Annotated in this window: 21 protein-coding genes; 5 read left to right on the forward strand and 16 right to left on the reverse strand. The window is 53.5% G+C overall.

Annotation, left to right across the window (positions count from 1 at the left end):
- Positions 1 to 66 precede the first annotated feature (66 nt).
- Positions 67 to 597, reverse strand: a complete 531-nt coding sequence (gene dsbB, locus ACLJXE_RS16900; protein ID WP_286630888.1) for a disulfide bond formation protein DsbB — start codon at positions 595 to 597, stop codon at positions 67 to 69.
- A 141-nt stretch (positions 598 to 738) separates the two neighbouring features.
- A complete protein-coding gene (gene nhaB, locus ACLJXE_RS16905) occupies positions 739 to 2,283 on the reverse strand; it encodes a Na(+)/H(+) antiporter NhaB (RefSeq protein WP_410751449.1) in 1,545 nt (514 codons plus the stop codon).
- Positions 2,284 to 2,520: 237 nt separating this feature from the next.
- On the opposite strand from nhaB, the gene fadR reads away from it, so the two are divergent.
- Entirely contained in the window at positions 2,521 to 3,240 is a 720-nt protein-coding gene (gene fadR / locus ACLJXE_RS16910) for a fatty acid metabolism transcriptional regulator FadR (protein ID WP_005122254.1), read from the forward strand.
- A gap of 102 nt (positions 3,241 to 3,342) precedes the next feature.
- Here fadR and ACLJXE_RS16915 read toward each other — a convergent pair whose 3' ends face one another.
- Positions 3,343 to 4,875, reverse strand: coding sequence for a SpoVR family protein (locus tag ACLJXE_RS16915; RefSeq protein WP_410751450.1), 1,533 nt, complete (start codon positions 4,873 to 4,875; stop codon positions 3,343 to 3,345).
- Positions 4,876 to 5,197: 322 nt separating this feature from the next.
- Here ACLJXE_RS16915 and ACLJXE_RS16920 point away from each other — a divergent pair, with 322 nt between their 5' ends.
- Positions 5,198 to 6,496 (forward strand): D-amino acid dehydrogenase, encoded by a 1,299-nt coding sequence (locus ACLJXE_RS16920; protein ID WP_410751451.1) that lies wholly within the window; start codon positions 5,198 to 5,200, stop codon positions 6,494 to 6,496.
- A 12-nt stretch (positions 6,497 to 6,508) separates the two neighbouring features.
- Positions 6,509 to 7,579: a catabolic alanine racemase DadX gene (dadX, locus tag ACLJXE_RS16925; RefSeq protein WP_410751452.1), complete on the forward strand. Its 1,071-nt coding sequence runs from the start codon at positions 6,509 to 6,511 to the stop codon at positions 7,577 to 7,579.
- A gap of 51 nt (positions 7,580 to 7,630) precedes the next feature.
- On the opposite strand, the gene ACLJXE_RS16930 is transcribed toward dadX, so the two are convergent.
- Both ACLJXE_RS16930 and ldcA read right to left on the reverse strand, forming a co-directional pair.
- On the reverse strand, positions 7,631 to 9,364 hold the full coding sequence (locus ACLJXE_RS16930; protein WP_040232328.1) for a potassium/proton antiporter: 1,734 nt from the start codon (positions 9,362 to 9,364) through the stop codon (positions 7,631 to 7,633).
- Positions 9,365 to 9,461: 97 nt separating this feature from the next.
- Positions 9,462 to 10,376, reverse strand: coding sequence for a muramoyltetrapeptide carboxypeptidase (gene ldcA, locus ACLJXE_RS16935; protein ID WP_410751453.1), 915 nt, complete (start codon positions 10,374 to 10,376; stop codon positions 9,462 to 9,464).
- Between the two features lie 98 nt (positions 10,377 to 10,474).
- Here ldcA and emtA point away from each other — a divergent pair, with 98 nt between their 5' ends.
- Entirely contained in the window at positions 10,475 to 11,086 is a 612-nt protein-coding gene (gene emtA / locus ACLJXE_RS16940; RefSeq protein ID WP_410751454.1) for a membrane-bound lytic murein transglycosylase EmtA, read from the forward strand.
- An 11-nt stretch (positions 11,087 to 11,097) separates the two neighbouring features.
- Here emtA and ycgR read toward each other — a convergent pair whose 3' ends face one another.
- A complete protein-coding gene (ycgR, locus tag ACLJXE_RS16945) occupies positions 11,098 to 11,832 on the reverse strand; it encodes a flagellar brake protein YcgR (RefSeq protein ID WP_286630895.1) in 735 nt (244 codons plus the stop codon).
- Between the two features lie 201 nt (positions 11,833 to 12,033).
- On the opposite strand from ycgR, the gene ACLJXE_RS16950 reads away from it, so the two are divergent.
- The gene (locus ACLJXE_RS16950; protein ID WP_048212573.1) at positions 12,034 to 12,288 is read left to right on the forward strand and encodes a GlsB/YeaQ/YmgE family stress response membrane protein; all 255 of its coding nucleotides are present in this window, start codon (positions 12,034 to 12,036) and stop codon (positions 12,286 to 12,288) included.
- A gap of 47 nt (positions 12,289 to 12,335) precedes the next feature.
- Here ACLJXE_RS16950 and ACLJXE_RS16955 read toward each other — a convergent pair whose 3' ends face one another.
- The 10 genes from ACLJXE_RS16955 to dhaK form a co-directional block, all read right to left on the reverse strand.
- On the reverse strand, positions 12,336 to 14,306 hold the full coding sequence (locus ACLJXE_RS16955; RefSeq protein ID WP_410751455.1) for a TonB-dependent receptor plug domain-containing protein: 1,971 nt from the start codon (positions 14,304 to 14,306) through the stop codon (positions 12,336 to 12,338).
- Positions 14,307 to 14,329: 23 nt separating this feature from the next.
- On the reverse strand, positions 14,330 to 15,187 hold the full coding sequence (gene modD, locus ACLJXE_RS16960) for a ModD protein (protein ID WP_410751456.1): 858 nt from the start codon (positions 15,185 to 15,187) through the stop codon (positions 14,330 to 14,332).
- Positions 15,184 to 15,996 carry a class I SAM-dependent methyltransferase gene (locus ACLJXE_RS16965; RefSeq protein WP_286630898.1) on the reverse strand — a complete coding sequence of 271 codons (813 nt, stop codon included), beginning with the start codon at positions 15,994 to 15,996 and terminating at the stop codon, positions 15,184 to 15,186. Before ACLJXE_RS16965 ends, modD begins: the two co-directional genes overlap by 4 nt.
- A 9-nt stretch (positions 15,997 to 16,005) precedes the next feature.
- Positions 16,006 to 16,767 carry an ABC transporter ATP-binding protein gene (locus ACLJXE_RS16970; RefSeq protein WP_286630899.1) on the reverse strand — a complete coding sequence of 254 codons (762 nt, stop codon included), beginning with the start codon at positions 16,765 to 16,767 and terminating at the stop codon, positions 16,006 to 16,008.
- A complete protein-coding gene (locus tag ACLJXE_RS16975; RefSeq protein WP_410751457.1) occupies positions 16,764 to 17,750 on the reverse strand; it encodes a FecCD family ABC transporter permease in 987 nt (328 codons plus the stop codon). Before ACLJXE_RS16975 ends, ACLJXE_RS16970 begins: the two co-directional genes overlap by 4 nt.
- Complete coding sequence (locus ACLJXE_RS16980) at positions 17,750 to 18,772, reverse strand: ABC transporter substrate-binding protein (protein WP_410751458.1); 1,023 nt, start codon at positions 18,770 to 18,772, stop codon at positions 17,750 to 17,752. Before ACLJXE_RS16980 ends, ACLJXE_RS16975 begins: the two co-directional genes overlap by 1 nt.
- A gap of 208 nt (positions 18,773 to 18,980) precedes the next feature.
- Positions 18,981 to 20,693: an alpha,alpha-trehalase gene (locus tag ACLJXE_RS16985; protein ID WP_410751459.1), complete on the reverse strand. Its 1,713-nt coding sequence runs from the start codon at positions 20,691 to 20,693 to the stop codon at positions 18,981 to 18,983.
- Positions 20,694 to 20,865: 172 nt separating this feature from the next.
- Positions 20,866 to 22,296 carry a dihydroxyacetone kinase phosphoryl donor subunit DhaM gene (dhaM, locus tag ACLJXE_RS16990; RefSeq protein WP_410751460.1) on the reverse strand — a complete coding sequence of 477 codons (1,431 nt, stop codon included), beginning with the start codon at positions 22,294 to 22,296 and terminating at the stop codon, positions 20,866 to 20,868.
- 10 nt (positions 22,297 to 22,306) lie between these two features.
- Entirely contained in the window at positions 22,307 to 22,939 is a 633-nt protein-coding gene (gene dhaL, locus ACLJXE_RS16995; RefSeq protein ID WP_410751473.1) for a dihydroxyacetone kinase subunit DhaL, read from the reverse strand.
- Between the two features lie 11 nt (positions 22,940 to 22,950).
- Positions 22,951 to 24,021, reverse strand: a complete 1,071-nt coding sequence (gene dhaK / locus ACLJXE_RS17000) for a dihydroxyacetone kinase subunit DhaK (protein WP_410751461.1) — start codon at positions 24,019 to 24,021, stop codon at positions 22,951 to 22,953.
- Between the last annotated feature and the right edge of the window lie 87 nt (positions 24,022 to 24,108).

A 24,108-nucleotide genomic window follows, 5' to 3' on the forward strand; every position in this document is an offset into this window, starting at 1 on the left:
ACATCTTATAGATGCCGGCAGGCAATGAATTTAAGGTAAAAAAAACGCTCCCGAAGGAGCGTTCTGTTAACGACCGAAGAGGTCACGTTTTTTCGGTTTAAAGGGCTGGGCAATCAGTACCAACACGGCAACGACCAGATATGCGGCAAAAATCCCCAACAGCCACTGCGGCATCTCCAGGGTTAAAAATGACCACTGACGCTCAGCGCAGTCACCGGATGCCATAAATACCTGCGGCAGCCATTTATCCAGCGGTAACCAACTCGGGAAGCGTGCGGCAAAATCACAGGTCATGAACGGTGACGGGTGAAGCTGAATCATCGTGTGTTCATACGCTAACTGAAGCCCGCGCCAGGCGCTGTAAATCCAGATAATCATCGCCACATAGCGCAACGGTGTTTTTGGCGCAATAGCACCCACCAGGCCTGCAGCCATCACGCCGAATAACGCACTACGTTCGTAAATACACAACACGCAAGGTTTAAGCAGCATAACGTGCTGGAACCATAACGCGACGAGTTCCAGCGCCAGGGCGGTTAGCGCCAACAGTAACCATGCTCCACGACCACGGGAGCACTGGTTTAAAAATCGCAACATAATAATTTCCCTGCAACATGCGTAGAGACCGCAGTTTAAACCAATTCAATTTATGCGCCACTAGCGGCAATTGAAATATTGTGTAATCGGATAATTATCATGCAAAAAGTCAAACCGGGCAGTGATTTACCCGGTTTATTGTTATGAAAGTGTAGCTAACCAGCCTGTTTGCGTCATCCATTCGGTCACTGGGACCAGCGTGAACTCTACGCACAACAGACCCACCAGCGTCAGGACGATCGTATACGGCAATGCCATCCACACCATACGACCGTAGGAGAGGCGAATCAGTGGTGCCAGTGCGGAGGTAAGCAGGAACAAGAATGCCGCCTGACCATTTGGCGTAGCCACGGAAGGCAGGTTGGTTCCGGTATTAATCGCCACCGCTAACAGTTCATATTGATTCAGGCTAATCGTCCCGTGCTCCAGCGCCGCTTTCGCTTCGTTGATGTAAATTGTGCCAACAAAGACGTTGTCTGAAATTGACGACAGCAGGCCGTTGAAAAGATAAAACAGGGTTAGCTGTGCATGTTCAGAAGACTGCAAAACAAACTGAATGATCGGCGCAAAAAGCTGCTGATCGATAATTACCGCCACCACGGAGAAAAACACGGTCAGCAGCGCGGTGAACGGTAGCGACTCGGTGAACGCTTTACCAATAGCGTGTTCGTCAGTGACACCGGTTAACGACGTGGCCAGAATAATCACTGACAGGCCAATGAGTCCGACTTCTGCCAGATGCAGCGCGAGGGCAACGACCAACCATACGCCGATAACCGATTGAATGATCAGCTTGATTTTATCCTGGCGGGTACGTTGTTGACGGCTTTCATCGTCAAACTGTTGCAAAACGCCACGGACAGCCTCCGGCAATGTTTCACCGTAGCCAAACCAACGTAACTTTTCAACCAGCAGGCAGGTGAGCAGACCGCAAATCAACACCGGGACAGTGACCGGCGACATGCGCAGGAAAAAATCACCAAAATGCCAGCCAGCCGCTTTGGCGATAATCAGGTTCTGCGGTTCGCCAACCATGGTCATCACGCCGCCTAACGCTGTGCCGACTCCCGCGTGCATCATCAGGCTACGCAGAAAACCGCGGAACTGTTCCAGTACAGCTTTGTTGTGCTGGTCGATATGGCTGTCATCCAGCATATTATTATCTTCCCCACGGGAAGAGGCGACGCGATGGTAGATACCGTAAAAACCAACCGCTACGCTTATCACTACCGCGACCACGGTCAATGCGTCGAGGAACGCAGAAAGGAAGGCAGCGGCCACACAAAAGGCCAGCGACAGCAGCATCTTGGAGCGAATACTGAGCAGCAGTCGGGTAAAAATAAACAGCAGCAGTTGCTTCATAAAGTAGATGCCCGCCACCATAAACATCAGCAGCAAGAGCACTTCAAGGTTGGCAGCAACTTCTTCACGAACATGAGTGGCGCTGGTCATGCCGATGACGACAGCTTCGATGGCTAACAGCCCGCCCGGCAACAGTGGATAACACTTAAGCGCCATTGCCAGCGTAAAAATGAATTCGGCCACCAGCAACCAACCCGCGATAAAGGGATTGATGAAAAAAATAAGCGGGTTAATGATTAAGAAGACGAGCAGTGCAAGTTTATACCAGTCCGGCGACTGGCCTAAAAAATTGCGCCACATAGCGCGGCCCCATGATAGCTCCATGGCAGTTTCCCTTACCTGTAAAAATGAAATCATGTTTTTATGTTTGACCGCAAAGCTTAGCGGCACGAGGGAACGCAGGCAAGCTCTTCACGTGGCTTATCGTACCGACTGCGTATCCGCCTTATCTGGAAAATGAAGCCTTGATCCACTTTTTCTTCGTTACGTCAGCTATCAGCTAAGAAACCCGTCTGGTATGATGTGTGTAACTATGTTTTGCTGTGTAATGGAATTATCGCTATGGTCATTAAGGCGCAAAGCCCTGCTGGGTTCGCGGAAGAGTACATCATTGAGAGTATCTGGAATAACCGCTTCCCACCCGGCACTATTTTGCCCGCTGAACGTGAACTCTCCGAACTTATTGGAGTAACACGTACCACGTTACGCGAAGTATTGCAGCGTCTGGCGCGGGACGGCTGGTTGACCATTCAACACGGCAAACCGACGAAAGTGAATAACTTCTGGGAAACCTCCGGACTGAATATCCTGGAAACGTTGGCGCGTCTCGATCACGAAAGCGTTCCGCAGTTGATTGATAATCTGCTGTCTGTGCGTACCAACATCTCGACGATCTTTATTCGCACTGCATTCCGCCAACATCCTGATAAAGCCCAGGACGTTTTGGCCACGGCGAATCAGGTTGCTGACCATGCTGACGCGTTTGCCGATCTGGACTACAACATTTTCCGCGGTCTGGCATTTGCGTCGGGCAATCCGATTTACGGTTTGATCCTCAACGGTATGAAAGGACTTTATACGCGTATTGGTCGTCATTATTTCGCCAATCCGGAAGCGCGCGGCCTGGCGTTGAATTTCTACCGTAAGCTGTCAGAGCTGTGTGAACAGGGCGCTCATGATTTGGTCTATGAAACGGTGCGCCGCTATGGTCACGACAGTGGTGAGATTTGGCACCGTATGCAGAAGAATTTACCGGGCGATTTAGCTATTCAGGGACGCTAATCGCTCAATGCCGGATGGTAACGCCAGCGCGTCTTATCCGGCCTACAATGCGTCTGTGTCGTAGGCCGGATAAGGTGTTTACACCGCCTCCGGCAATAAGCTTTACAGGCCGTTTATCCTTGGCGGGCAACGCTCCAGCAGCTCAACGCTGCCATCTTCATTTTGCTGCTCCAGCATCACATCAAATCCCCACAGCCGATGAACATGCTTCAACACGTCTTTGCGTCCTTTATCCAACGGCGCGCGGTTATGTGGGATGTAACGCAAGGTCAGTGAACGGTCGCCGCGCAGATCGACATTCCAGATTTGAATATTCGGCTCCAGGTTGCTCAGGTTATATTGCGATGACAGCCTGTTACGGATCTCGCGATACCCCTCCTCATTGTGAATCGCTGAAATTTCCAGGTAATTATGGCGATCATCATCCAGCACTGTGAACAGGCGGAAATCGCGCATCACTTTTGGTGACAGGAACTGGCTGATAAAGCTCTCATCTTTAAAATCACGCATTGCGAAATGCAGGGTTTCCAGCCAGTCGGAACCCGCAATATTTGGGAACCAATATTTGTCCTCCTCGGTGGGCGACTGACAAATACGTTTGATATCCTGGAACATAGCAAAGCCCAGCGCATAAGGGTTTATCCCGCTATACCATGGACTGTTATACGGTGGCTGGAATACCACGTTGGTATGGCTATGCAGAAACTCCAGCATGAAGCGCTCGGTGACTTTGCCTTCATCATAAAGGTGATTGAGGATGGTGTAGTGCCAGAAGGTTGCCCATCCCTCGTTCATAACCTGAGTCTGTTTCTGCGGATAAAAATACTGGCTCACCTTACGTACAATGCGCAGGACCTCTCGTTGCCAGGACTCCAGCAGTGGGGCGTTTTTCTCCATAAAATACAGCAGGTTTTCCTGCGGCTCAGAAGGATAACGACGCGTGGCAGAGATCGTCTTCTCTTCCTCTTTCTTCGGCAACGTACGCCACAGCATATTCACCTGACTTTGCAGATACTCTTCACGACTTTTCTGCCGGGCTTTCTCTTCCTGTAGTGAGATCTTTTGCGGGCGTTTATAGCGGTCAACGCCGTAATTCATCAGCGCATGGCAGGAGTCGAGGAGTTTCTCAACTTCATCAACACCGTAACGCTCTTCACACTGGGTAATGTAGTTTCGCGCAAAGATCAGGTAATCGACGATGGAGCTGGCATCCGTCCAGCTGCGGAACAGGTAGTTATTCTTGAAGAAAGAGTTATGTCCATAGCAGGCATGCGCCATGACCAGTGCCTGCATGGTGATGGTGTTCTCTTCCATCAGGTACGCGATACACGGGTTGGAGTTAATAACAATCTCATAGGCCAGTCCTTGCTGACCATGCTTGTACAAGCGTTCGGTTTCAATAAACTTTTTACCAAACGACCAGTGCGGATAGTTGATTGGCATCCCGACGCTGGAGTAGGCGTCCATCATTTGCTCAGAAGTGATCACCTCGATTTGGTGCGGGTAGGTATCCAGCCTGTAGAGTTTCGCCACGCGGTCTATCTCTGCCAGATAGACATCCAGCAGATCAAACGTCCAGTCGGGTCCATCGCTTAACCGTGTGCTGTCCTTGTTCATGGAATCAATCGTAGCCATTCGCGCACCCTCATTGTTGGCGGCACTCTCTGTCTGGAGTACCTCATTTCAAGCATAGATCATGGTGTTAAAAAGCGTGCTGCAGGAGAAATTTTTTCTTTGCGATTTCACATCAGCTAAGAGTCGAAAAACGCCCGGTCAACAAAATTTTATGCTGGATAAAAATAACGCGCAGCAGGAGATGCCAAAGCAGAGACTTCCCTGCAATCACTGCTATGTGTGAGATACATCACCATAAAAAAGCCATATGTTGAATAATATTTTCAACTGAGTTATCAAGATGTAATTAGAAGATTGTTCTTTTACTGTTAACGGAGTGGCTATGCGAGTTGTCATACTGGGAAGTGGCGTCGTTGGCGTGACCAGCGCCTGGTATTTAAGTCAGGCTGGACACGATGTCACCGTCATCGATCGTGAGCCGGGTCCGGCACTGGAAACCAGTGCGGCGAACGCCGGGCAAATCTCTCCTGGTTATGCCGCGCCGTGGGCGGCACCAGGCGTACCGCTAAAAGCAATAAAATGGATGTTTCAGCGTCATGCTCCGTTGGCCGTGCGCCTCGACGGGACGCAGTTCCAGTTGAAATGGATGTGGCAAATGCTACGCAACTGCGACACCAGCCACTACATGGAAAACAAGGGCCGGATGGTGCGCCTGGCGGAATACAGCCGTGATTGCCTGAAAGCGCTGCGTGCCTCTACCGGTATTGAGTACGAAGGTCGTCAGGGCGGTACGTTACAGCTGTTTAGAACCGCTCAACAATATGAGAACGCTACCCGTGATATCGCCGTGCTCGAAGATGCTGGCGTACCCTATCAGCTGTTGGAAGCAAGCCGTCTGGCGGAAGTCGAACCGGCGCTGGCAGAGGTCGCGCACAAGCTGACCGGCGGTCTGCGTTTACCGAATGACGAAACCGGTGACTGTCAGCTGTTTACCCAGCGCCTGGCGCAAATGGCCGAGCAGGCGGGTGTAAAATTCCGTTTTAATACCCCCGTCGATAAGCTACTCAGCGAAGGCGAACAAATCTATGGTGTCCAGTGTGGCGATGAAGTGATCAAAGCCGATGCCTATGTTATGGCCTTTGGTTCGTACTCCACGGCGATGCTCAAAGGGATCGTTGATATTCCGGTATATCCGCTCAAAGGCTACTCATTAACCATTCCGGTGGCAGAAGATGATGGTGCGCCGGTTTCCACTATTCTTGATGAAACCTACAAAATCGCCATTACCCGTTTTGATGAGCGTATCCGTGTTGGCGGTATGGCAGAGATTGTCGGTTTTAATACTGAGCTACTACAACCACGTCGTGAAACGCTGGAGATGGTGGTGCGCGATCTCTTTCCGCGCGGCGGTCATGTTGAACAAGCAACATTCTGGACCGGGCTGCGTCCGATGACGCCAGACGGAACGCCAGTGGTGGGGCGTACCCGCTTTAAGAATCTGCTGCTCAATACGGGTCATGGCACATTGGGTTGGACGATGGCCTGTGGATCTGGTCAGTTGCTGAGCGATATTCTCTCTGGTCGCACGCCAGCCATACCTTATGACGATCTGAGCGTGGCGCGTTACAGTCCGGGATTTACCCCGTCTCGCCCGCGGCATTTACACGGCGCACATAACTAATAAGGACGCGAGATGACCCGCCCGATACTGGCCAGCATTGACCTGCAGGCGTTGAAACAAAACCTGACTATTACGCGTCAGGCTGCACCGGACTCCCGTGTCTGGTCGGTCGTAAAGGCCAATGCCTACGGACACGGTATAGAACGTGTCTGGAATGCACTGGGAACGACCGATGGTTTCGCTATGCTCAATCTCGAGGAGGCGATTACCCTGCGGGAGCGGGGATGGAAAGGACCCATTTTAATGCTGGAGGGTTTTTTCCATGCCGAAGACCTGACGATCTATGACACATATCGTCTGACGACCTGTGTCCACAGTAACTGGCAGCTCAAAGCATTGCAAAATGCCCGCCTGAACGCACCGCTGGATATTTACCTGAAGGTGAATAGCGGCATGAACCGGCTGGGTTTCTTACCCGAGCGAGTGGCGACCGTCTGGCAACTGTTACGGGCAATGCCTAACGTGGGTGAAATGACGCTGATGTCGCATTTTGCTGATGCTGAACATCCGGATGGCATCAGGGACGCGATGGCGCGTATTGCCCAGGCAACGGAAGGGCTGGAGTGTAGACGTTCGCTGTCGAATTCGGCTGCGACGCTGTGGCACCCACAAGCGCATTATGACTGGGTTCGTCCGGGCATTATTCTGTACGGCGCGTCGCCATCGGGACAATGGCGGGATATTGCCAATACCGGACTTAAGCCAGTGATGACGCTGAGCAGTGAGATTATCGGTGTGCAAACGCTGAAAGCAGGCGACCGGGTTGGTTACGGTGGCCGTTACACCGCCAGCGGCGAACAACGCATCGGCATAGTGGCGACAGGCTATGCCGATGGTTATCCGCGTCATGCGCCAAGCGGTACGCCGGTGCTGGTGGACGGTGTCCGCACCGGGACGGTTGGCACGGTGTCAATGGATATGCTGGCGGTGGATCTGACGCCGTGTCCGCAGGCAGGCATCGGTACGCCGGTGGAGCTGTGGGGCAAAGAGATAAAAATTGATGATGTCGCTACCGCGGCCGGTACGGTGGGGTACGAGTTAATGTGCTCGCTGGCGCTGCGCGTGCCGGTAGTGACGGTGTAACTTTTGTAGGCCGGGTAAGGCGTAGCCGCCACCCGGCAAAAAACATCTGCGTTATTCATCCTCATCTTCTGCCACGCGGACACCCACTTTCAGCACGGCATTGTCTTCTTTTTCGGCTACCGTCCAGATCATACCGGCAAATTCCACCTGGTCACCGACGACCGGCGCAGCACCCAACAGTTGCTGAACAATTTCACCCAGCGTTTGCTGCTTATCGCGATACCCGGTGCCATCCTCCAGGCCATAAATCAGTGCCACATCGGCATATTTCGCGCTGGCTTCGAGAATAAAATCACCAAAGAAACGCTGGTCTAACGACACCGGCGGTGACTGGCTGAACAGCTTGCCTAAGGCGGGCAGGTCGCGTTCGCGACCAATGACGCACAGCACATCGCCTTCACGCAGGCGGGTACTGCCTGATGGGTGAAACAGCACGTTGTCACGAAACAGTGCGGCAATACGTGTTTCCTCTGGCATATGCAGGTCACGCAGTGCGGCACCCACACACCACTTATCCGCGCTCAGTTGATAAACAAACTGCTCCCAGGGATTATCCGGGTGAATATCGAGACCAATACGAGAGACTGGCCAGCCAACAGGGGGGACCACGACTTTGGCTTTTTTGGCGGCCCACGACAGCGACGTTCCCTGGAACAGCAACGAGATCAGTACCACAAAGAATGCGACGTTAAAGAACAAACGCGCATTTTCCAGACCCGCCATCATCGGGAAGACGGCAAGGATGATGGGTACCGCACCGCGCAAACCAACCCAGCTAATGAAAATGCGCTCGCGCAGATTGAAACCACGAAATGGCAGCAATCCGGCGAACACCGACAACGGACGCGCGAAGAAAATCATCCAGGCGGACAAAATCAGCGCCGGAATCGCGATCGGCAACAGGTCGGACGGCGTCACCAGCAATCCCAGCACCAGGAACATGGCAATTTGTGCCAGCCAGGCCAGTCCGTCAAAGTTTTGCAGAATACCGAATCGGTTGCGGATCGGGCGATTTCCCAGCAGGAAACCACACAGATAAACCGCCAGAATACCGCTGCCTTCAAGCGCGGTAGTCAGGGCAAAAATCAGGATCCCGCCGCTTAAGGCCAGCAGCGGATACAGACCGGCAGGCAGTGAAATACGATTAATCATCTGCTGGAGCAGGTATCCGCCGCCGAGACCGATAGCGATGCCTAAGCCAAACTGCTGGATAATATGCACGGCGAACATCCAGCTTAAACCGGTCTCGTGGTTCTGGATCATTTCGATAAGCGTAATAGTCAGAAATACGGCCATTGGGTCATTACTACCTGACTCAATTTCCAGCGTCGAGCCTACACGTTCGTTAAGTCCTTTACCGCCGAGCAGGGAAAATACCGCTGCGGCATCGGTTGAGCCGACAATCGCGCCAATCAGCAGCCCTTCGATGAGATCCAGATGAAACAGCCATGCCGCCATCATGCCGGTTAAACCAGAGGTAATCAGCACGCCCACGGTCGCCAGCGATAATGCCGGGCCTAGCGCAACACGAAAGGAGCTGGCCTGAGTCCGCATCCCGCCGTCAAGCAGGATCACGGCCAAAGCCAGGTTACTCACCATGTAGGCAAAAGGGTAGTTATCAAAAGGAATGCCGCCAACACCGTCCACGCCCGCTAACATGCCAATAGCGAGGAAAATCACCAGAATCGGGATACCAAGACGTGATGAGAATGAACTAAGCAAGATACTGCAGGTGACGAGAACGGAACCCAAAATAAAAAGGCTAATGATTGCTGCGGCATCCAACGTTCGGTTACTCCTGAATTACGCTGTTTCGTATTAATAAACCCTAACATAATAACGACAGAAACAGCGTTTTACTTAGCCCTGAGGACGGCTTTTTTTACGATTTAAGAACCGGATGTCCGGAGATTGTGAGTTGACTGCCGTTTTTATCATTTTTCAGCACGGCTTTAGCTCCTAAAGGTAAGGTGACGGTGCGTTGTTCATGGCCAAAATCGAGGCCGCTTAACAGTGGAACGGATAATTTGGCACGCAAAAACTCACAGACTGAATCAAGACTGTAACCGGCATCATAATCATTTGGCGCACTGCCGCTAAAACTGCCGAGAATGATGGCGTTCTGGCGGGCGAGTATCCCGGCATTATAAAGTTGTAGCAGCATGCGCTCAATGCGAAACGGGTGTTCGTTGATGTCTTCCAGCACCAGAATGCCGTTTTCAATGGCGGGCATCCACGGCGTTCCCATCAGCGAAATGAGCATTGCCAGATTTCCTCCCCACAGCGTGCCTTCGGTAGCGCAATCCGGGCCATGGCCTTGCCAGTCGAGGGTAAATTCGGCATTGCGCAAAGCCTGCCAAAAATGGTGCTCGGTAAATGCGTTCATTTCCTCGGCACCGAAGTTAGCTGCCAGCATCGGGCCACTAAACGAGATGACATGACTCTTCGCCAGCAGCCCACACTGAATGGCCGTAAAATCGCTGTGACCACATAGCAAGAGTGGGTCCTGCTGCTGACGAACGGCCAGCCCCTGCCAGTCAATATCCGCCAGCAAACGGCTCGCACCGTAGCCGCCGCGCACCGCCATCACAATAGTATCAGGCGTTTTTAGCTCAACGAGTGAATTCACATCCGCCAGGCGCTCTGCTTCGGTACCGGCAAAACGCTGACAGCGGCGGGCAATGACGGCAGTGTTATCGACCTGATGACCGCCCTCAGTAAGACGGGCAAGCCCACGTAATGCTGCCTGCTGGTTGATACAGTAGCCCGACGGGGCAATTAAGTGAAACCGGGACATGGCATTTCCTTGCTACAACCAAAACCAAATGTATATCATGCCGCGTAGGTATGTCGTTGTCACCTCAGCGACAGGTTCCGGCTATAAGGATAGATGACGTGAAATTGAGATGGTTTGCTTTTTTGGTTGTAATACTTGCGGGCTGTAGTTCAAAACAGGATTACAAAAATCCGCCATGGAATGCAGAAGTTCCGGTTAAACGCGCGATGCAATGGATGCCTATCAGTGAAAAAGCCGGTGCTGCCTGGGGAGTGAGCCCGCAATTGATTACGGCGATTATCGCTATTGAATCAGGGGGTAACCCCAATGCAGTCAGTAAATCTAATGCCATCGGTCTGATGCAGCTTAAAGCCTCCACCTCCGGGCGGGATGTTTATCGTCGCATGGGATGGAGCGGAGAGCCATCGACCAGTGAGCTGAAAAATCCAGAGCGCAATATCTCCATGGGGGCGGCGTATCTGAGCATTCTTGAAACTGGCCCGCTGGCGGGAATTGAAGACCCACAGGTGATGCAATATGCGCTGGTGGTGTCATACGCGAACGGTGCCGGGGCGCTGCTGCGGACATTCTCCTCTGACAGGAAAAAAGCCATCAGTAAAATCAACAATCTGAGTGCGGATGAGTTTTTCGAGCATGTTGTCGATAACCATCCTGCGCCGCAGGCTCCACGTTATATCTGGAAGCTTCAGCGAGCGCTGGATGCGATGTAACGCGCGTGATATTACTCGCGCACTTTATTCGATTTTTCCCGAGCCTCGCGCTCAAGTGAAAAAATAATCCGCTGTAAATTCCGCTCCACCGCCGGGCCGACGTTGAGAAAACGAAAGCTCAGGCGGGGAGTGGTGATGGTTTCATTTTTCCCGTCGATCACTTTTCGCTCGGTAATCGAGATGAGCTGGGCATCAACGTGGTACACGCCCCATTGTTCCATATTCAGTTCAACCTGCGAGAAGCGCATACCTTCGACCAGCCCCTCCGGTGTAGCCCCTTCTAATAGCGCCCCCATGCCGCCAAGAGACAAATCGAATAAGCGAAAATGCAGGATACTGTTGTCCGGCATTTTCGCCTTGCAGTGATAGGGCGGGTGTAACGGTGCACCGATGCGGAAGTATTCCCGGCGCTGAACGAACCACAGCGAAGGTGGCAACGATGAGACAAAAGCGGGCAATCGTTGATACTCGCCTTTTATCAGTTGGGGGAGGGTAAACTCCACCTTGGCACCCTGAGTTTCGGCGATAATTGAGATCTGGCTGGCGCGTTGCACGGCCTGGTTTTCATATTCCTGACTGCCAAAATCCATGATCAATTCGTCCGGGCTGACAGCAAGAATTTTGCTAATGAACTGACCTCCTGACCAGGAGATACGCAGCGGAACCTGCTGTGAATTTAAGTCCCGGAGTACCCCTAATACTGCGAGCGGGTTTTGCTTCAGGAACTGCTCATTGTAGTTACTCACACCTAATGACTCCTGGATACCTGGCTTATCGTTGGGTTATCGGCATCGCGAGACGGAACTTAATACAAATGGATGAAATTTTTTACCAAAGCCAATGAATTAAGTCTGAGTGCAAACAGCAGGTAGCGATGGCTTGCCTATACTTAACGTGCTGGCGCAGGAGTGTCTTGCGCGTGCGTTCACTGGAAAGAGGGCCTGAAAATGGGAATTATTGCCTGGATTATTTTTGGTCTGATTGCGGGGGTTATCGCCAAGCTGATTATGCCGGGGCGTGATGGCGGCGGGTTTATCCTGACCTGCATTCTCGGTATTGTCGGTGCTGTGGTCGGTGGGTGGCTGGCAACGATGTTTGGTATCGGCGGCGATGTCAGTGGGTTTAATCTCCACAGCTTCCTGGTGGCCGTGGTCGGCGCGATTGTGGTACTGGGTGTTTTCCGACTGGTACGACGAGATTAACAGAACGGCCCCTGCGGGGGCCGTTTACTTCTCTGAATGGCGATACGTCAGAACGTATACTCAACCCCGGCCCAGTAATTTCGACCTTCTTCGATAAACCCTTCGCTGTAGACGTACTGTGTATCAAACAGGTTGTTGACCGACGCGTTAACGCTAAAGCCATGCCCGATGGTGTAATCTGCCCGCAGGTGGGTAATAGCGAATCCGGCCGCTTTTTGTGAACCATCAGAATTGCTATAGCTTGAAGAGCGGGCTTCTTCGGACAGCGTAATGCTGAGTGGATCCCACGGTTTCAGCGTCATCCAGGCGGTTAGTGTTTGCGTTGGCAGATCGGTAATTTTACCGATGTCGCTGCGTTTAACGTCAGCATGGATAAGACCGTAGCTCAGCCCCACATCCAGCATGTCAAAGACCTTACCTTTGACGCCTGCATCCAGGCCGGTGTAATCCACCCGACCACTGTTTTGGTTCTGAATCGTGTCGGCATCAATATTGTGGGACAGAATCGCATCAGTAATGCGGTTGTAATACACGCTGGCCTCGAATCCCCAGTTCTGGGTGAACGAACCGTTCCATGTGAGATCGACGCTACGGGCGCGTTCCGGTTTTAGCTGCGGGTTGACCAGTGCTACCTGGTTATAAGCCGGTTTTGACGTGGTGTAGCGTTCTTTCAGTGTGGGGAAGCGCGTTCTGTCAGAGTAGGAGAGCGCTAACGTGTCAGAATTTTCAAAGTGGTATTTGGTCATTACCTGCCAGTTAAAGGCAGACTGGTTGTTGTCATCATAATGGGTAACGCTGCCGTTTTTCTCGTGCTTCATCCCCTCTACGCTGTCACGCCAGTCGTAGCTGATACCCGCCACCACATCGACATTATCCGCAGCCGCCCATTGATATTCACTGGCGACAGACCAGGTGCGATCTTCGTAGCGGTCATAAGATGCATTCGGAGCCCCTTTTTCGCGATGAACATCGTCTTTCCAGTTCACGGCGAAAGAGAGCATATCGTTTTCCCGCATATCTGCGGAAAGCTGCAAACCTGCGCCGTCGCTGTAGTCAGAATAATGGCTGTAGCTGCCTTTCTTATTTTTCAGATCGGCAAGGGAATTGTACATCATCAGTGTATTTTCAAAGGTGTCGCGATACAGGCGGCTTTTCAATGTAAAGCGATCGCCCAAATGCGTGGTGCCCTGATAGTAATAACTTTCTTTATCATACTGTGGCCATTGCCAATAACGTGATTTCTGGCTGCTGGTCCCGGCATAGGGCGGGTTATCTTTTTCGCCGTCCTGATTAATGTAGGTCAGAACATACTCATCATCGCCGTGTGGCGTGAATCCCAGCTTCACGATGCCGCGTTTATCATCGGCTGACGAGTTGGTAATCTTGCCATTGCTGCCCGCTACCGGGTTATCAACACCATGAGGTAATCCGAGGAAATCCTGTTTTAGCTGGCTACCACTGAGCTGGATATATCCGAGATCGTTGCTGGCACCGAACGAAGCGTGCATATCATGGGCATTGTCTTTGCTACGGCTCCAGCCCTGACGATACCCTATAGAGCCTTCAATCGGTTTGGTGGGCCTTTTGGTGGTGATGTTGATAGCGCCACCCATCTGGTTCGGCCCCTGTAGTAAGGATGAGTAGCCTTTAGAGACTTCGACAGAAGCGATATCGGATGTCAGAAAACGACCTAAATCAAGGTTGCCATCGTAGGGGATGTACACCGGAACACCGTCGAAAAAGACCGGGACCTGACGGCTGTCAAAACCGCGTACCTTCACTTGTTGCTCATTACGGTTACCGGATTTCTTCAGCACGACGCCGGGAACGACACTGAGCGCCTGCGCCACGTTTTGTTTATCCAGTTGCTGCATCGTTTCCTGGCCGAGAACCGTAGTGGTTGCGGCGGAGGCCGGACTAGACCAGACGGTCATGGTTTCGCTTTCCTGCCCAGCAAAAGCACCTTGCGCGAAAGCAAACGACAGGGCTGTGTAAAGACAACTTTTGTTGAAATTCATTATTTATAGTCCATTTATAAATGTTATATGCCACGTGCATCCGGGCTCAGGCTAACTTTGATATCCGCCGGTGGGGCGTAGTAAGGCGCGGAGGTGATAAAGAGCCTGATGCCACAGTCGAGATAACTCGCCAGCGAGGCGAGGGTAATGCCGCCAGTCAGCGCCAGCGTGCAATGGGGGGCCAGAGAAGGTGCCAGGCGAGCGATGTCTGCTGCCTGCTCAGGGGTAAACTTATCGAGTTGCAGCACATCAGGCGCAGCATGCAGCGCGGCCTGTGCCTCATCGGGGGTATCTGCTTCGACCACAATCTTTTTTTCTGGCGCATGGGCGCGTAGCTGCGCGACTGCCGCGGCCCAGTCGTTCGGATCGGCAAGAAAGCGGCGATGATTCGCAAACAGCAGAACGGTTTCGGCGCACCCGCCCCGGTGGATAATGCCCCCGGCAGCAAGGATCGCCTGGGTCGCCAGCATACGGGTGCCAGGGATAGTTTTGCGGGTGCAGGCAATCTGGCCATCAGGATAGCGCTGACGTAGGATGTTCAGCATATTGTCGAGATAGCGTGAGACACCGCAACTCCACTCCAGCACGTTCTGTACCGCTTTCCAGCCCTGGTGTAGTGCCGCTGCGTTACCGTGTGCGCGTAGAAGTAACTGCCCGGTGTTCGCCCGTTCGCCATCTGCCACAAGGTCGGTAACGGTCAAACCCAGTGATGTCAGCATTTGTCTGGCAATAGCGGTTCCGCTCACGCACCCGCCCTGGCGGTGATAAAACCCCATACTTCCTGGCTGTGCGCCGATACCCAACGCGCGGGTAGTTAAATCACCGCCCTGAATATCCTCCAGCAGCAGCGCATCGACTTGCGCCTGTGAGAAGTAGATCATTGCAGCGCCTCCCGCGGTACGCTGTCCCACCAGATAAGCGCCCAGTCGCGACTGGCGGGCGCGATGGAGCGAGGGTCCTGCTGATGGTACCAGTGCTCCAGACGCTCAATTTCGTCGGTGCTCAGTTCCCCCATGCTCCAGCGCACGTTCTCCAGAAAACGTGTCCAGGTGCTGTTGTCCTGCTGACAGTTTGGTCCACGGATAAAATCAACATGTGCATGAATGCCCATCTGATACAAAACATTCAGTGCATAGATATAGTTGGGAAGCTCAATCACCTCGCGCCCCAACGCGCGCTGAATAGTGGGTGATACAAATGAGGAACTGACGAGATGGGTGGTGTAAACCCGTAACCGTGCCTGATTATTCAGTTTGGTCATGGCCTGGCGCATATCGGCAACCAGCGTCGAACGTGAGGCGACGGCGATATCACACTGAGGTAAATCGTCCCAGTGTTCTTCCCAGGCGCGCTGCACCCACTGTACGTGACGCACGTCCATCTGCCCGGCACGGCGAGCGGCAACGCTCAGCATTCCCTGGCTGTAGTCTACGCCGTAAACGATCGGCATTTTTTTGGCCAGCGCCAGCGCAACCGTTCCGGGGCCGCAACCCATATCAAACAGTGATTCAGCACCTTTCAGGTCAATCTTGCTCAATAGCTGGAGCAGGTAGCTGTCGGTCAATGAGGCGCAATTCTCTGCCATTTTTTCCGCGCGTTTGTCCCAGTGCTCTGGTTTTTTCTCGGTTCGCTTCGCCAGAAGTAACTGTTTGCGGTACAGGTCAGCAAAATCAATGTCGTCAATGAGCATCGTGATTCCTTAATCGTGTGAGCCAAAGAGGTGATGGGCTATTTGTGAGGGCGTGACCCGATACAGCGTGGCCAGACGTTCAGCAGCCAGTTGGTGTTCAGGCCCCCCCTGTGACACCAGACCGTCTGGCTCGACGCGCACCACGCTGTCGGCAATGGCGCGCGCATGCAACGGATGGTGGGTCGACATCAGCAGCGCCATGCCAGAATCTTTTAGCGTGACCAGTGTGTCGAGCAGTCGGATCTGGTGACCAAAATCGAGGCTGGAAGCCGGTTCATCCAGCAGTAAAAGACGTGGACGTTGTGCCAGCGCACGGGCAATCAACACCAGTTGGCGTTCACCACCACTGAGTGTGTTCCAGCGCCGGGGCGCGAGATGCGGGATCGCCAGCACGTCCAGTTGTTCAAGGGCGATATCGCGCTCTTTGACACCGGGAACGGAAAATGCCGCCATTTGCGGGGCCAGTCCCATCATCACCATGTCCAGAGCCGTGAAGGCAAACGCACCGTCATGTGCCTGAGGAACCCAGGCGATGGCGGCGGCGCGTTCACGGTCGCTGAGATGATTAACCGCGATACCATCAAGCGTAATGTGGCCAGCAAGCGGTGGAAGAACGCCAAGAATGGTACGCATCAGGGTGGTTTTCCCGCTGCCATTGGCGCCAATCAGGCAACAGATTGACCCCGGTGCGACGCTAAACGAGACATCGCGTAATACAGGGTGTCGGGAATGGTAACCGAGAGAAGCATGTTGTACGGCCAGCAGCGTCATTGTCGGCCTCCCCGGAGCAGAAGTAACAGGAAGAAGGGGCCCCCAATAAACGCGGTCAGGATCCCCAGCGGAATTTCCGTGCTGCTCAGGGTACGGGCAAGGGTATCTGTCAGCAGCAGTAAAATAGCGCCAATCCCCATTGAAACGGGCAGTAGCCGTTGGTGGTTGTTCCCGCAAAGCAGTCTGCCAATGTGTGGCACCACCAGCCCAATCCAGCCAATAATTCCGGCAATCGCTACTGTACAGGCGGTGATAAGCGTGGCGCAGATAATCAGCCAGAGTCGCAGTCGGGAGACGTTGATACCCAGAGAACGGGCTTCATCATCCGAGAGGGTGAGCAAATTCATACGCCAGCGTAGCAGCAACAGCGGCACCAAACCTGCCACAATCAGCGGTGCGGACAACCACAGGTCATGGGCGGTGATGGTTGACAGACCACCGAGTAGCCAGAAGGTAATCGACGGTAGCTGGGTATACGGGTCAGCCAGCGTTTTGATGAGCGAAATTCCTGCGCCGCACACCGTACCCAACGCAATGCCGACCAGTACAAGGGTGAGTACCGGATCGTGGCGTTTTACCCGCTGGGTGATGAGCCACACGCCCGCCACCACTAACAGGCCACCGACAAACGCATACAGTTGAATAAACAGGATCGGTAAACCCAGCAGGATGGCTGTACAGGCCCCTAAACCCGCCCCGGCCGCCACGCCGAGAATATCCGGCGATACCAGTGGGTTACGGAACATACCCTGATAAGTGGTCCCTGCGCCTGCCAGAGCAGCACCCAGCAGCAATGCAGCCAGAATGCGTGGCAATCGAATCTGCCAGAAGACGATTTTGTCCTGTGCCGGCACGCCTGGATGGTCAGCAATGAGGCTCATCACCTGTCGGGCATCCAGGCGGTATGCACCTGAAACCGTTGCGATGATGACACACGCGGCAATGGCTGCGATCAACAGGACACTCAGCGTTGTCATTCTCATCAGAGTGTCACCAGCTTCTGAAACTGTGCATCGCTTAATGAGGTGTGCCAGAACAACTCTGCGTAGCGCTGCATATCGGTCTTAAAGTGGGTTTCAATTTGGGGGTCAAGCCACGCGTGCAGACGACGCAATCCCAGCAACCGGTTGATGCCAGGCGGGGCGTCCAGCCAGCCAAACGGCAGTCCGCTGAGAAACAGAATACGTTGCTCAGCAACGGCTTTGACCCCTTGCCAGACGGGATCTTCTCGCAGGTACTGTGCTGTTACTGCATCCTGAACCAGAATAATATCGGGCTGCCAGCTCAACAGATTTTCCATGGATACCTGGGTCAATCCATGTCGTCCCGGGATTTGCGCGACATTGTGTAATCCCAGTAACTCTGGTGCTTCGGTATGCAGTGACCCCTGCAAACCGGTTTCCAGTCCTCTGGCACCGCGTGCGGCATAAAAGCGCAGTTTTGCTGCGGGGGAGTGCGAAAACGCATCTGCGTCATCAATAAATTGACGGGCCAGTGCGGCCTGTGCTGAGGCCCGTGTTGCCGTACCCAGCGCGGCCCCAGCGGCTTGCAGTTGCGCAGGGGTTTGTCGGAGCTCGCCGTTAATCAGCAGCCATGGAACGCGCGTTTGCGCGTTGACCTGCCGGGCTTGAGAAAGCCAGGTTTCATCAGCATTGCCGCAGTCAACCACCAGATCGGGTTTCAGCGCTAACAAAGCCTCCAGTGACAGGGTGCTGGCGCGTCCTGCCAGTCTTCCTAACTTCGGTAACGTCAAAATGTCATGATGGAACGGCACTGCAGCCTGGTGAGAAAAATCAAATGATGAAAATCCCACCAGCTTTTCCGGTGCGACAGCCAGCAATAGCATATCGGCAGGTGCTCCGGCACTGACTACGCGCTGGATGGTGTCGGGTAACGGCGGTGAACCGACAGCAACGGTAAGCGGTGTTTGGGCAAGAGCCGGAAAATGGCGTAACAGCAGCGCAGATGCCACGAGTTGGGCAAACATCCTTCTTGTCAGTGGCATTATGTTGGTCCTGAACAGTTATAAAATCGCTATATATTTACATATACAGCGAATAAAAACATGTTCAGAATCAATTTCACACGGATGAAAACAGGGGCTACCCCATAAGGGCTAGATGCAATGGATACACCTGAAATGGAGATATATGGCACCAAAAAATCCGCGACAAGGCGCGGATTTAGAGGACGTTTAAGACACCAGAAGAAGATTAGGACGTTGGTTGAGTTTGCTTATTGGCCTCGGAAGGCGTGCTACTGGCGGGGGCGGGGCGCGTTGCGGGAACGCTGTCGCAGGGTTTATCTTTAGCACATATCAGATCGAGCATTTTTAACGTTACGCCGTTAGTCCAGCCGAAACCATCCTGTAGCGGGTATTCGCCACCACCTCCGCCGGTTCCTGTGCTGCTCACGTCATACTTCTCAACCAGTTTTTTCTCCCGATCGTAAGTGTGCTGCACATTGGTGAGGAATCGCCAGGTGACATCCATGGCGACATCATTTTGGCCATAGTTCTGTAATCCCGATGCGGCGACCCACTGTAACGGGGCCCAGCCGTTGGGTGCATCCCACTGCTGACCACTTTTCACCGAGGTGGTTGCGAGTCCGCCAGGTTGCAACAGATACGCCTGAGTTGCTGCTGCGACCTTGCCGGCGCGATCTTTTGCTGCCGCGTTCACAAACAATGGGAACAGCGCGGCGGCGGTTAACTGATTACGTACTTTGTGGTTCTTCAGATCATAGTCGGCATACCAGCCTTCTTTGTCATTCCACAACCAGGTTTCAATCCCTTTTTGGCGGGCATTGGCAAAGCCCTCGTACTGCGCTGCTTTGGCATCGTCACCTGCGGCTTTACTGGCGAGAGCGATCATTTTTTCCATTTTGTATAACAACGCATTGAGATCGACAGGCACGATGCTGGTGGTGCGCAGGGTACTTAGCTGGTTGGGGTTATCCATCCAGCGCGAACTAAAGTCCCAGCCGGATGCGGCGGCTGAGCGCAGGTCGCGATAAATTTCAGTGGCAGGGCGGTTCGGGTTGCTTTTAGCGGTGGCAATATCTTCAACCCAGGATTCAGGTCTTGGCGTATCCCGGTCATCCCAGTAGCGGTTTAAAAGGGTGCCATCAGCCAGTTTGACCACACGTTTATGCTGTTGACCGGGCTGAAGTGCTTCGCCTCCTTCCATCCAGTAGCTGTACTCTTTGTGCATCTGTGGGAGGTATTTTTTCAGCGCGTCGTTACCGTCATGCTGCGCCAGCAGTTCAACCATAAAGGCAAAGAATGGTGGCTGCGAACGGCTCAGGTAGTAGCTTCGGTTGCCGTTAGGAATGTGTCCCCACGAATCAATCTCATAAGCGAAGTTGGCCACCATATCAGAGACCTTGTCCCAGCGATCGCTCTCGGCAAGCCCCAGCATGGTAAAATAGCTATCCCAGTAATAAATTTCACGAAAACGCCCGCCCGGCACGACATAGGGTTCTGGTAGTGGCAGCAGAGAGTCCCATTTTTCGACATCGGTGGTTGAGCGAGTGAGTTCCGGCCACAGTCCGTTGATATGCTCGCGTAGCGATTGCCCGGCCGGGGGCACGTATTTCTCACCCGCTTTTGGCAACGTAAAATTCACTTCCACAAAGTGACGTAAATCGAAGCCGGACTGATTTTTCTGCATCCGATAATCGGCAAGGATCATCAGCGGATCGCTGTTGGGCACGGCATCGGCAAATGTTTTCTGATCGGGAAATAGCTTTGCTGTCTGTACATCATTGAACAACGGACCCAGCAGAATATCAGGAGGCGAAGGCGTAGCGGCAAGTGAATCCTCAGCGTTCGCAGTAAAAGAGGCCAGAGCAAAAAAGGTGCTTGCGAGCGTCAGTTTTATAGCAACTGAGAGCAGGCCTGGGTGGCGAATTGCAGGCGTTATCATCGGTTAATCTCCTTAGCGGCGTGCCGAAGCGGCGGCATTTACCATGAGAAAACCTTAGTTCAGGATCGACCGTTGCGCGTGATCGGCCCCCCATTTTGCGATTAAACAGACATTTCCTGACGGGGGGAGTGAAATAGCCCACCTTTTACAGATAAAGGGTGGGCTGTTGGTATCAGCCTGCGAGGATCACCCGATTTGCTACACCGTCCAGAGTAAGAGCGTCACCCATCTGGATAGCATCGAGGGTTTCGCCTTGTTGGCATACCCAGCACAAGCCCATCTCGCGGGCAATAATCGCCGGATGGGAGGCTTCACTACCGGCTCGCAGACAGATCCCTTTGATCGTTAGCGGATCGAGTTGCAGCACGGTAGACGGATAGACGACATCGGCGACCAGAATGGTCGGTCGAATAAACGCGGGGAAATGTGCACTTTCGCCGGTTAAATGTTGCAGCGTACGGGACAGCAAATCCTCAATATCAATGTATCGCGCCTGTAAATAAGGATCGTCGAGTTGCAGATACTGCTGACTCAGATCGCTTAGTACGTTATGCCAGGCATATGCTGCGCTACACTGCTCTTCGCGCATTAAATCACAGGCCATATCGAAAAGCTCAGGATCGTCGAGCAGCGTGTGATGACCAGAGAAAATGGCGGCGATATCAGCGGAATATTTCTCCTCTGCCAGTGCGGTTAAATCACTCAGGTCGTCGAGTGTGCGTTGAATGGCCGCTTTTAGCCGCAGCTGCTCGTCCTGCACATTCGTGGCGGGTCGACGGGTGACTTCCGGTGAGAACGGCGTATAGCAAAAGGCTGTACCCGTTGCCAGCGCAGGCACCGGTATGGCGATACTTTCAGCGCGAGCTTCTTCGACGGATTCGCCAAAATTCTCAGCCGCCAGTTGTTTAAACGCAGCCAGCGCCGCGTCTGCCTGTTCACCTTTGGCAATCAGGCGCAGCGTGTCATTACAGCGCACCTGCAGCAGTGCTATCTGATTCAGACTGTCAGGGACGACACACTTGCCGTTTTTTTCCAGCCACATGTCGGCATTAAAACCAGACAATGTGGAGACCAGCCGTGATGCCGGGCGAACATGTATGCCGTTGGGGTTTTTTACGACCACGGCAACCGAACGGGCATCAGCGTCGGGTGACAATTCAGCAGGTGCGGTCTTCGCGGCAGACGACGAAGGTAAACCCAGTTGCTCACACTTGGCATCGAGGGCATTCATGGCATCATTGATGACCCGGTCGATATCGGCGCCCGCGGCAGCACTGACGGTTGCCGCCAGCGTACCTTCAACCAGCGGGGCAGCGCACAGACGCACCCTGGCGGCGATCGCCGGATCGAGCAGATCCAACGCGGTTTCCGCACTCAGTAACGCGCTGCCAATATCCATCATCACCAGCACGTGATCCGTGTCTGCCACTGACTCAATGGCCTCCATCACTTTGATGGGGTCGGTGCCAATGGGGTTCTCAGGATCGTCAATGCCTGCGGCAATGGCGAGTTTACAGCCATCACCCATTAACATCTGTCGGGCTAACGCACCGACGCCTTCGCCCAGTTGGGCGCTGTGAGACACAATAACCAGGTTTACCATCGTTTTATCCTTACTCTCTGGAAGCCTGAGCCAACATTTGTATCATAAACATAACGGACGTTGCGCCGGGGTCCTGATGCCCAATGCTGCGCTCACCAAGGTAGCTGGCGCGGCCTTTGCGCGCCTGCATCGTGATGGTACTTTGCGCCGCAGCTTCTGCCTGGGCACTTGCCGCCTCCAGAGCGGCCTGTATGCTCAGCTTTTGCTCGCTGGACTGGCGCAAAGATTCGACGACGGGTACCCAAACGTCGCACATGGTTTTGTCACCCGGTTCAGCTTTACCACGGCTAATGACCCCTTCCGCGCCATCACGTATCATCTGATACAACTCGTCAACCGTCAGGCTTTGGTGGGCCTGAGTGACCTGCGCGGCGCGGATGAAAAAGGTGCCGAACAGCGGGCCACTGGCGCCACCGACGCTTGAGAGCAGTACCATCCCGGTATTTTTCAAAATAAAGCCGATGTCTTTATCCGCAATGGACGGGAGCTTTTCGACCACTTTACTGAAGCCGCGGTGCATATTCAGACCGTGGTCGGCGTCGCCGATTTCCCGGTCAAGGCCGGTAAGAAAATCGCTTTCGGTGGTGAATATTTCACCGCAGCGATAGAGCCAGTTAACAATTTGTGTTCTGGTGAGGGACATCATGAATCTCCTTATTTACCCCAGTTGAGTGCAGGGGTGTGAACCGGTGCATCCCATAAGCTCAGCGTTTCGTCATCCACTTGTAGCAGGGTGATTGAGAAACCGGTCATGTCCAGAGAGGTGCAGTAAGAGCCAATCAGGTTACGTTCGATGACAATACCGGCATCCTGGCAACGGCTTTCAAGGCGGTTATACACGCCGAAGAGTTCAGACAGCGGTGTCGCACCGAGATTATTGACCAGCGCAATAACGCGATCGCCGCTTTGTAGCGCGCGTTTGCTTTCTTTCCCTTCCTGCCATGCGCCCTGAACGTGATCCCAGTGACGCAGCGTACGACTGTAGTTGCCGTTTTCCAGCAGGGTGTCAAACATTTCATCCACAGTTTGATCAAGCGAAGAGAATGGACGGCGGTCAATGCCGGGTTCGCCGTGGATACCGACGCCGAACTCCATTTCGTTGTCCTGCAAGGTGAATGACGGTTGGCCGGCCGCCGGAACGGTACAGGCACCAATGGCAATCCCGATGGAATGACCCTGATTGTTCAACTGGCGCCCCAGCGCTGCGCAGGCATCCAGTGAGTCACCGCGTTCAGCGGCCGCACCGACCAGTTTTTCAATCAGTACAGTATTGGCCACACCGCGACGACCGGCGGTGTACAGACTGTCTTTCACCGCCACGTCATCATCCACGACCATCGTGGTGACTTTGATGCCGCTTTCGTGCAACAGCTCGGTTGCCGTTTCGAAGTTAAGAATGTCGCCGGTGTAATTTTTGATGATCAGCAGAACGCCTTCGCCGCCGTCAATTTGCATGGCGCATTCAAACATTTTATCCGGCGTTGGCGAGGTGAAAATTTCACCCGGACAGGCACCGGAGAGCATACCCTGGCCAATGTAGCCGCAGTGCATTGGTTCATGGCCGCTACCACCACCGGAAAGCAGCGCCACTTTGCCCATCACTGGCGCATCTGCGCGAGTGACATATACCGGGTCCTGGTGCAACGCCAGAGAAGGGTAGGCTTTTGCCAGCCCGGCGAGTTGTTCGTTCAGTACGTCTTCAACACGGTTGATCAATTTTTTCATTGTTTATGCTCCGCAGACAGTCCTGAGATGGCTGCACATGTCAGGCAGACATCTGATGTAGGGTATCGGTTTGTACAGCGCCACGGC

The organism is Citrobacter sp. U14242, assembly GCF_046555775.1.
Lineage (GTDB): Bacteria > Pseudomonadota > Gammaproteobacteria > Enterobacterales > Enterobacteriaceae > Citrobacter.

Excerpts from the sequence above, each read along its gene's own strand:
- dsbB (WP_286630888.1), bottom strand. The coding sequence starts at position 597 with ATGTTGCGATTTTTAAACCAGTGCTCCCGTGGTCGTGGAGCATGGTTA.
- nhaB (WP_410751449.1), bottom strand. The coding sequence starts at position 2,283 with ATGGAGCTATCATGGGGCCGCGCTATGTGGCGCAATTTTTTAGGCCAG.
- fadR (WP_005122254.1), top strand. The coding sequence starts at position 2,521 with ATGGTCATTAAGGCGCAAAGCCCTGCTGGGTTCGCGGAAGAGTACATC.
- ACLJXE_RS16915 (WP_410751450.1), bottom strand. The coding sequence starts at position 4,875 with ATGGCTACGATTGATTCCATGAACAAGGACAGCACACGGTTAAGCGAT.
- ACLJXE_RS16920 (WP_410751451.1), top strand. The coding sequence starts at position 5,198 with ATGCGAGTTGTCATACTGGGAAGTGGCGTCGTTGGCGTGACCAGCGCC.
- dadX (WP_410751452.1), top strand. The coding sequence starts at position 6,509 with ATGACCCGCCCGATACTGGCCAGCATTGACCTGCAGGCGTTGAAACAA.
- ldcA (WP_410751453.1), bottom strand. The coding sequence starts at position 10,376 with ATGTCCCGGTTTCACTTAATTGCCCCGTCGGGCTACTGTATCAACCAG.
- ACLJXE_RS16950 (WP_048212573.1), top strand. The coding sequence starts at position 12,034 with ATGGGAATTATTGCCTGGATTATTTTTGGTCTGATTGCGGGGGTTATC.
- ACLJXE_RS16955 (WP_410751455.1), bottom strand. The coding sequence starts at position 14,306 with ATGAATTTCAACAAAAGTTGTCTTTACACAGCCCTGTCGTTTGCTTTC.
- modD (WP_410751456.1), bottom strand. The coding sequence starts at position 15,187 with ATGATCTACTTCTCACAGGCGCAAGTCGATGCGCTGCTGCTGGAGGAT.
- ACLJXE_RS16965 (WP_286630898.1), bottom strand. The coding sequence starts at position 15,996 with ATGCTCATTGACGACATTGATTTTGCTGACCTGTACCGCAAACAGTTA.
- ACLJXE_RS16970 (WP_286630899.1), bottom strand. The coding sequence starts at position 16,767 with ATGACGCTGCTGGCCGTACAACATGCTTCTCTCGGTTACCATTCCCGA.
- ACLJXE_RS16975 (WP_410751457.1), bottom strand. The coding sequence starts at position 17,750 with ATGAGAATGACAACGCTGAGTGTCCTGTTGATCGCAGCCATTGCCGCG.
- ACLJXE_RS16980 (WP_410751458.1), bottom strand. The coding sequence starts at position 18,772 with ATGCCACTGACAAGAAGGATGTTTGCCCAACTCGTGGCATCTGCGCTG.
- ACLJXE_RS16985 (WP_410751459.1), bottom strand. The coding sequence starts at position 20,693 with ATGATAACGCCTGCAATTCGCCACCCAGGCCTGCTCTCAGTTGCTATA.
- dhaM (WP_410751460.1), bottom strand. The coding sequence starts at position 22,296 with ATGGTAAACCTGGTTATTGTGTCTCACAGCGCCCAACTGGGCGAAGGC.
- dhaL (WP_410751473.1), bottom strand. The coding sequence starts at position 22,939 with ATGTCCCTCACCAGAACACAAATTGTTAACTGGCTCTATCGCTGCGGT.
- dhaK (WP_410751461.1), bottom strand. The coding sequence starts at position 24,021 with ATGAAAAAATTGATCAACCGTGTTGAAGACGTACTGAACGAACAACTC.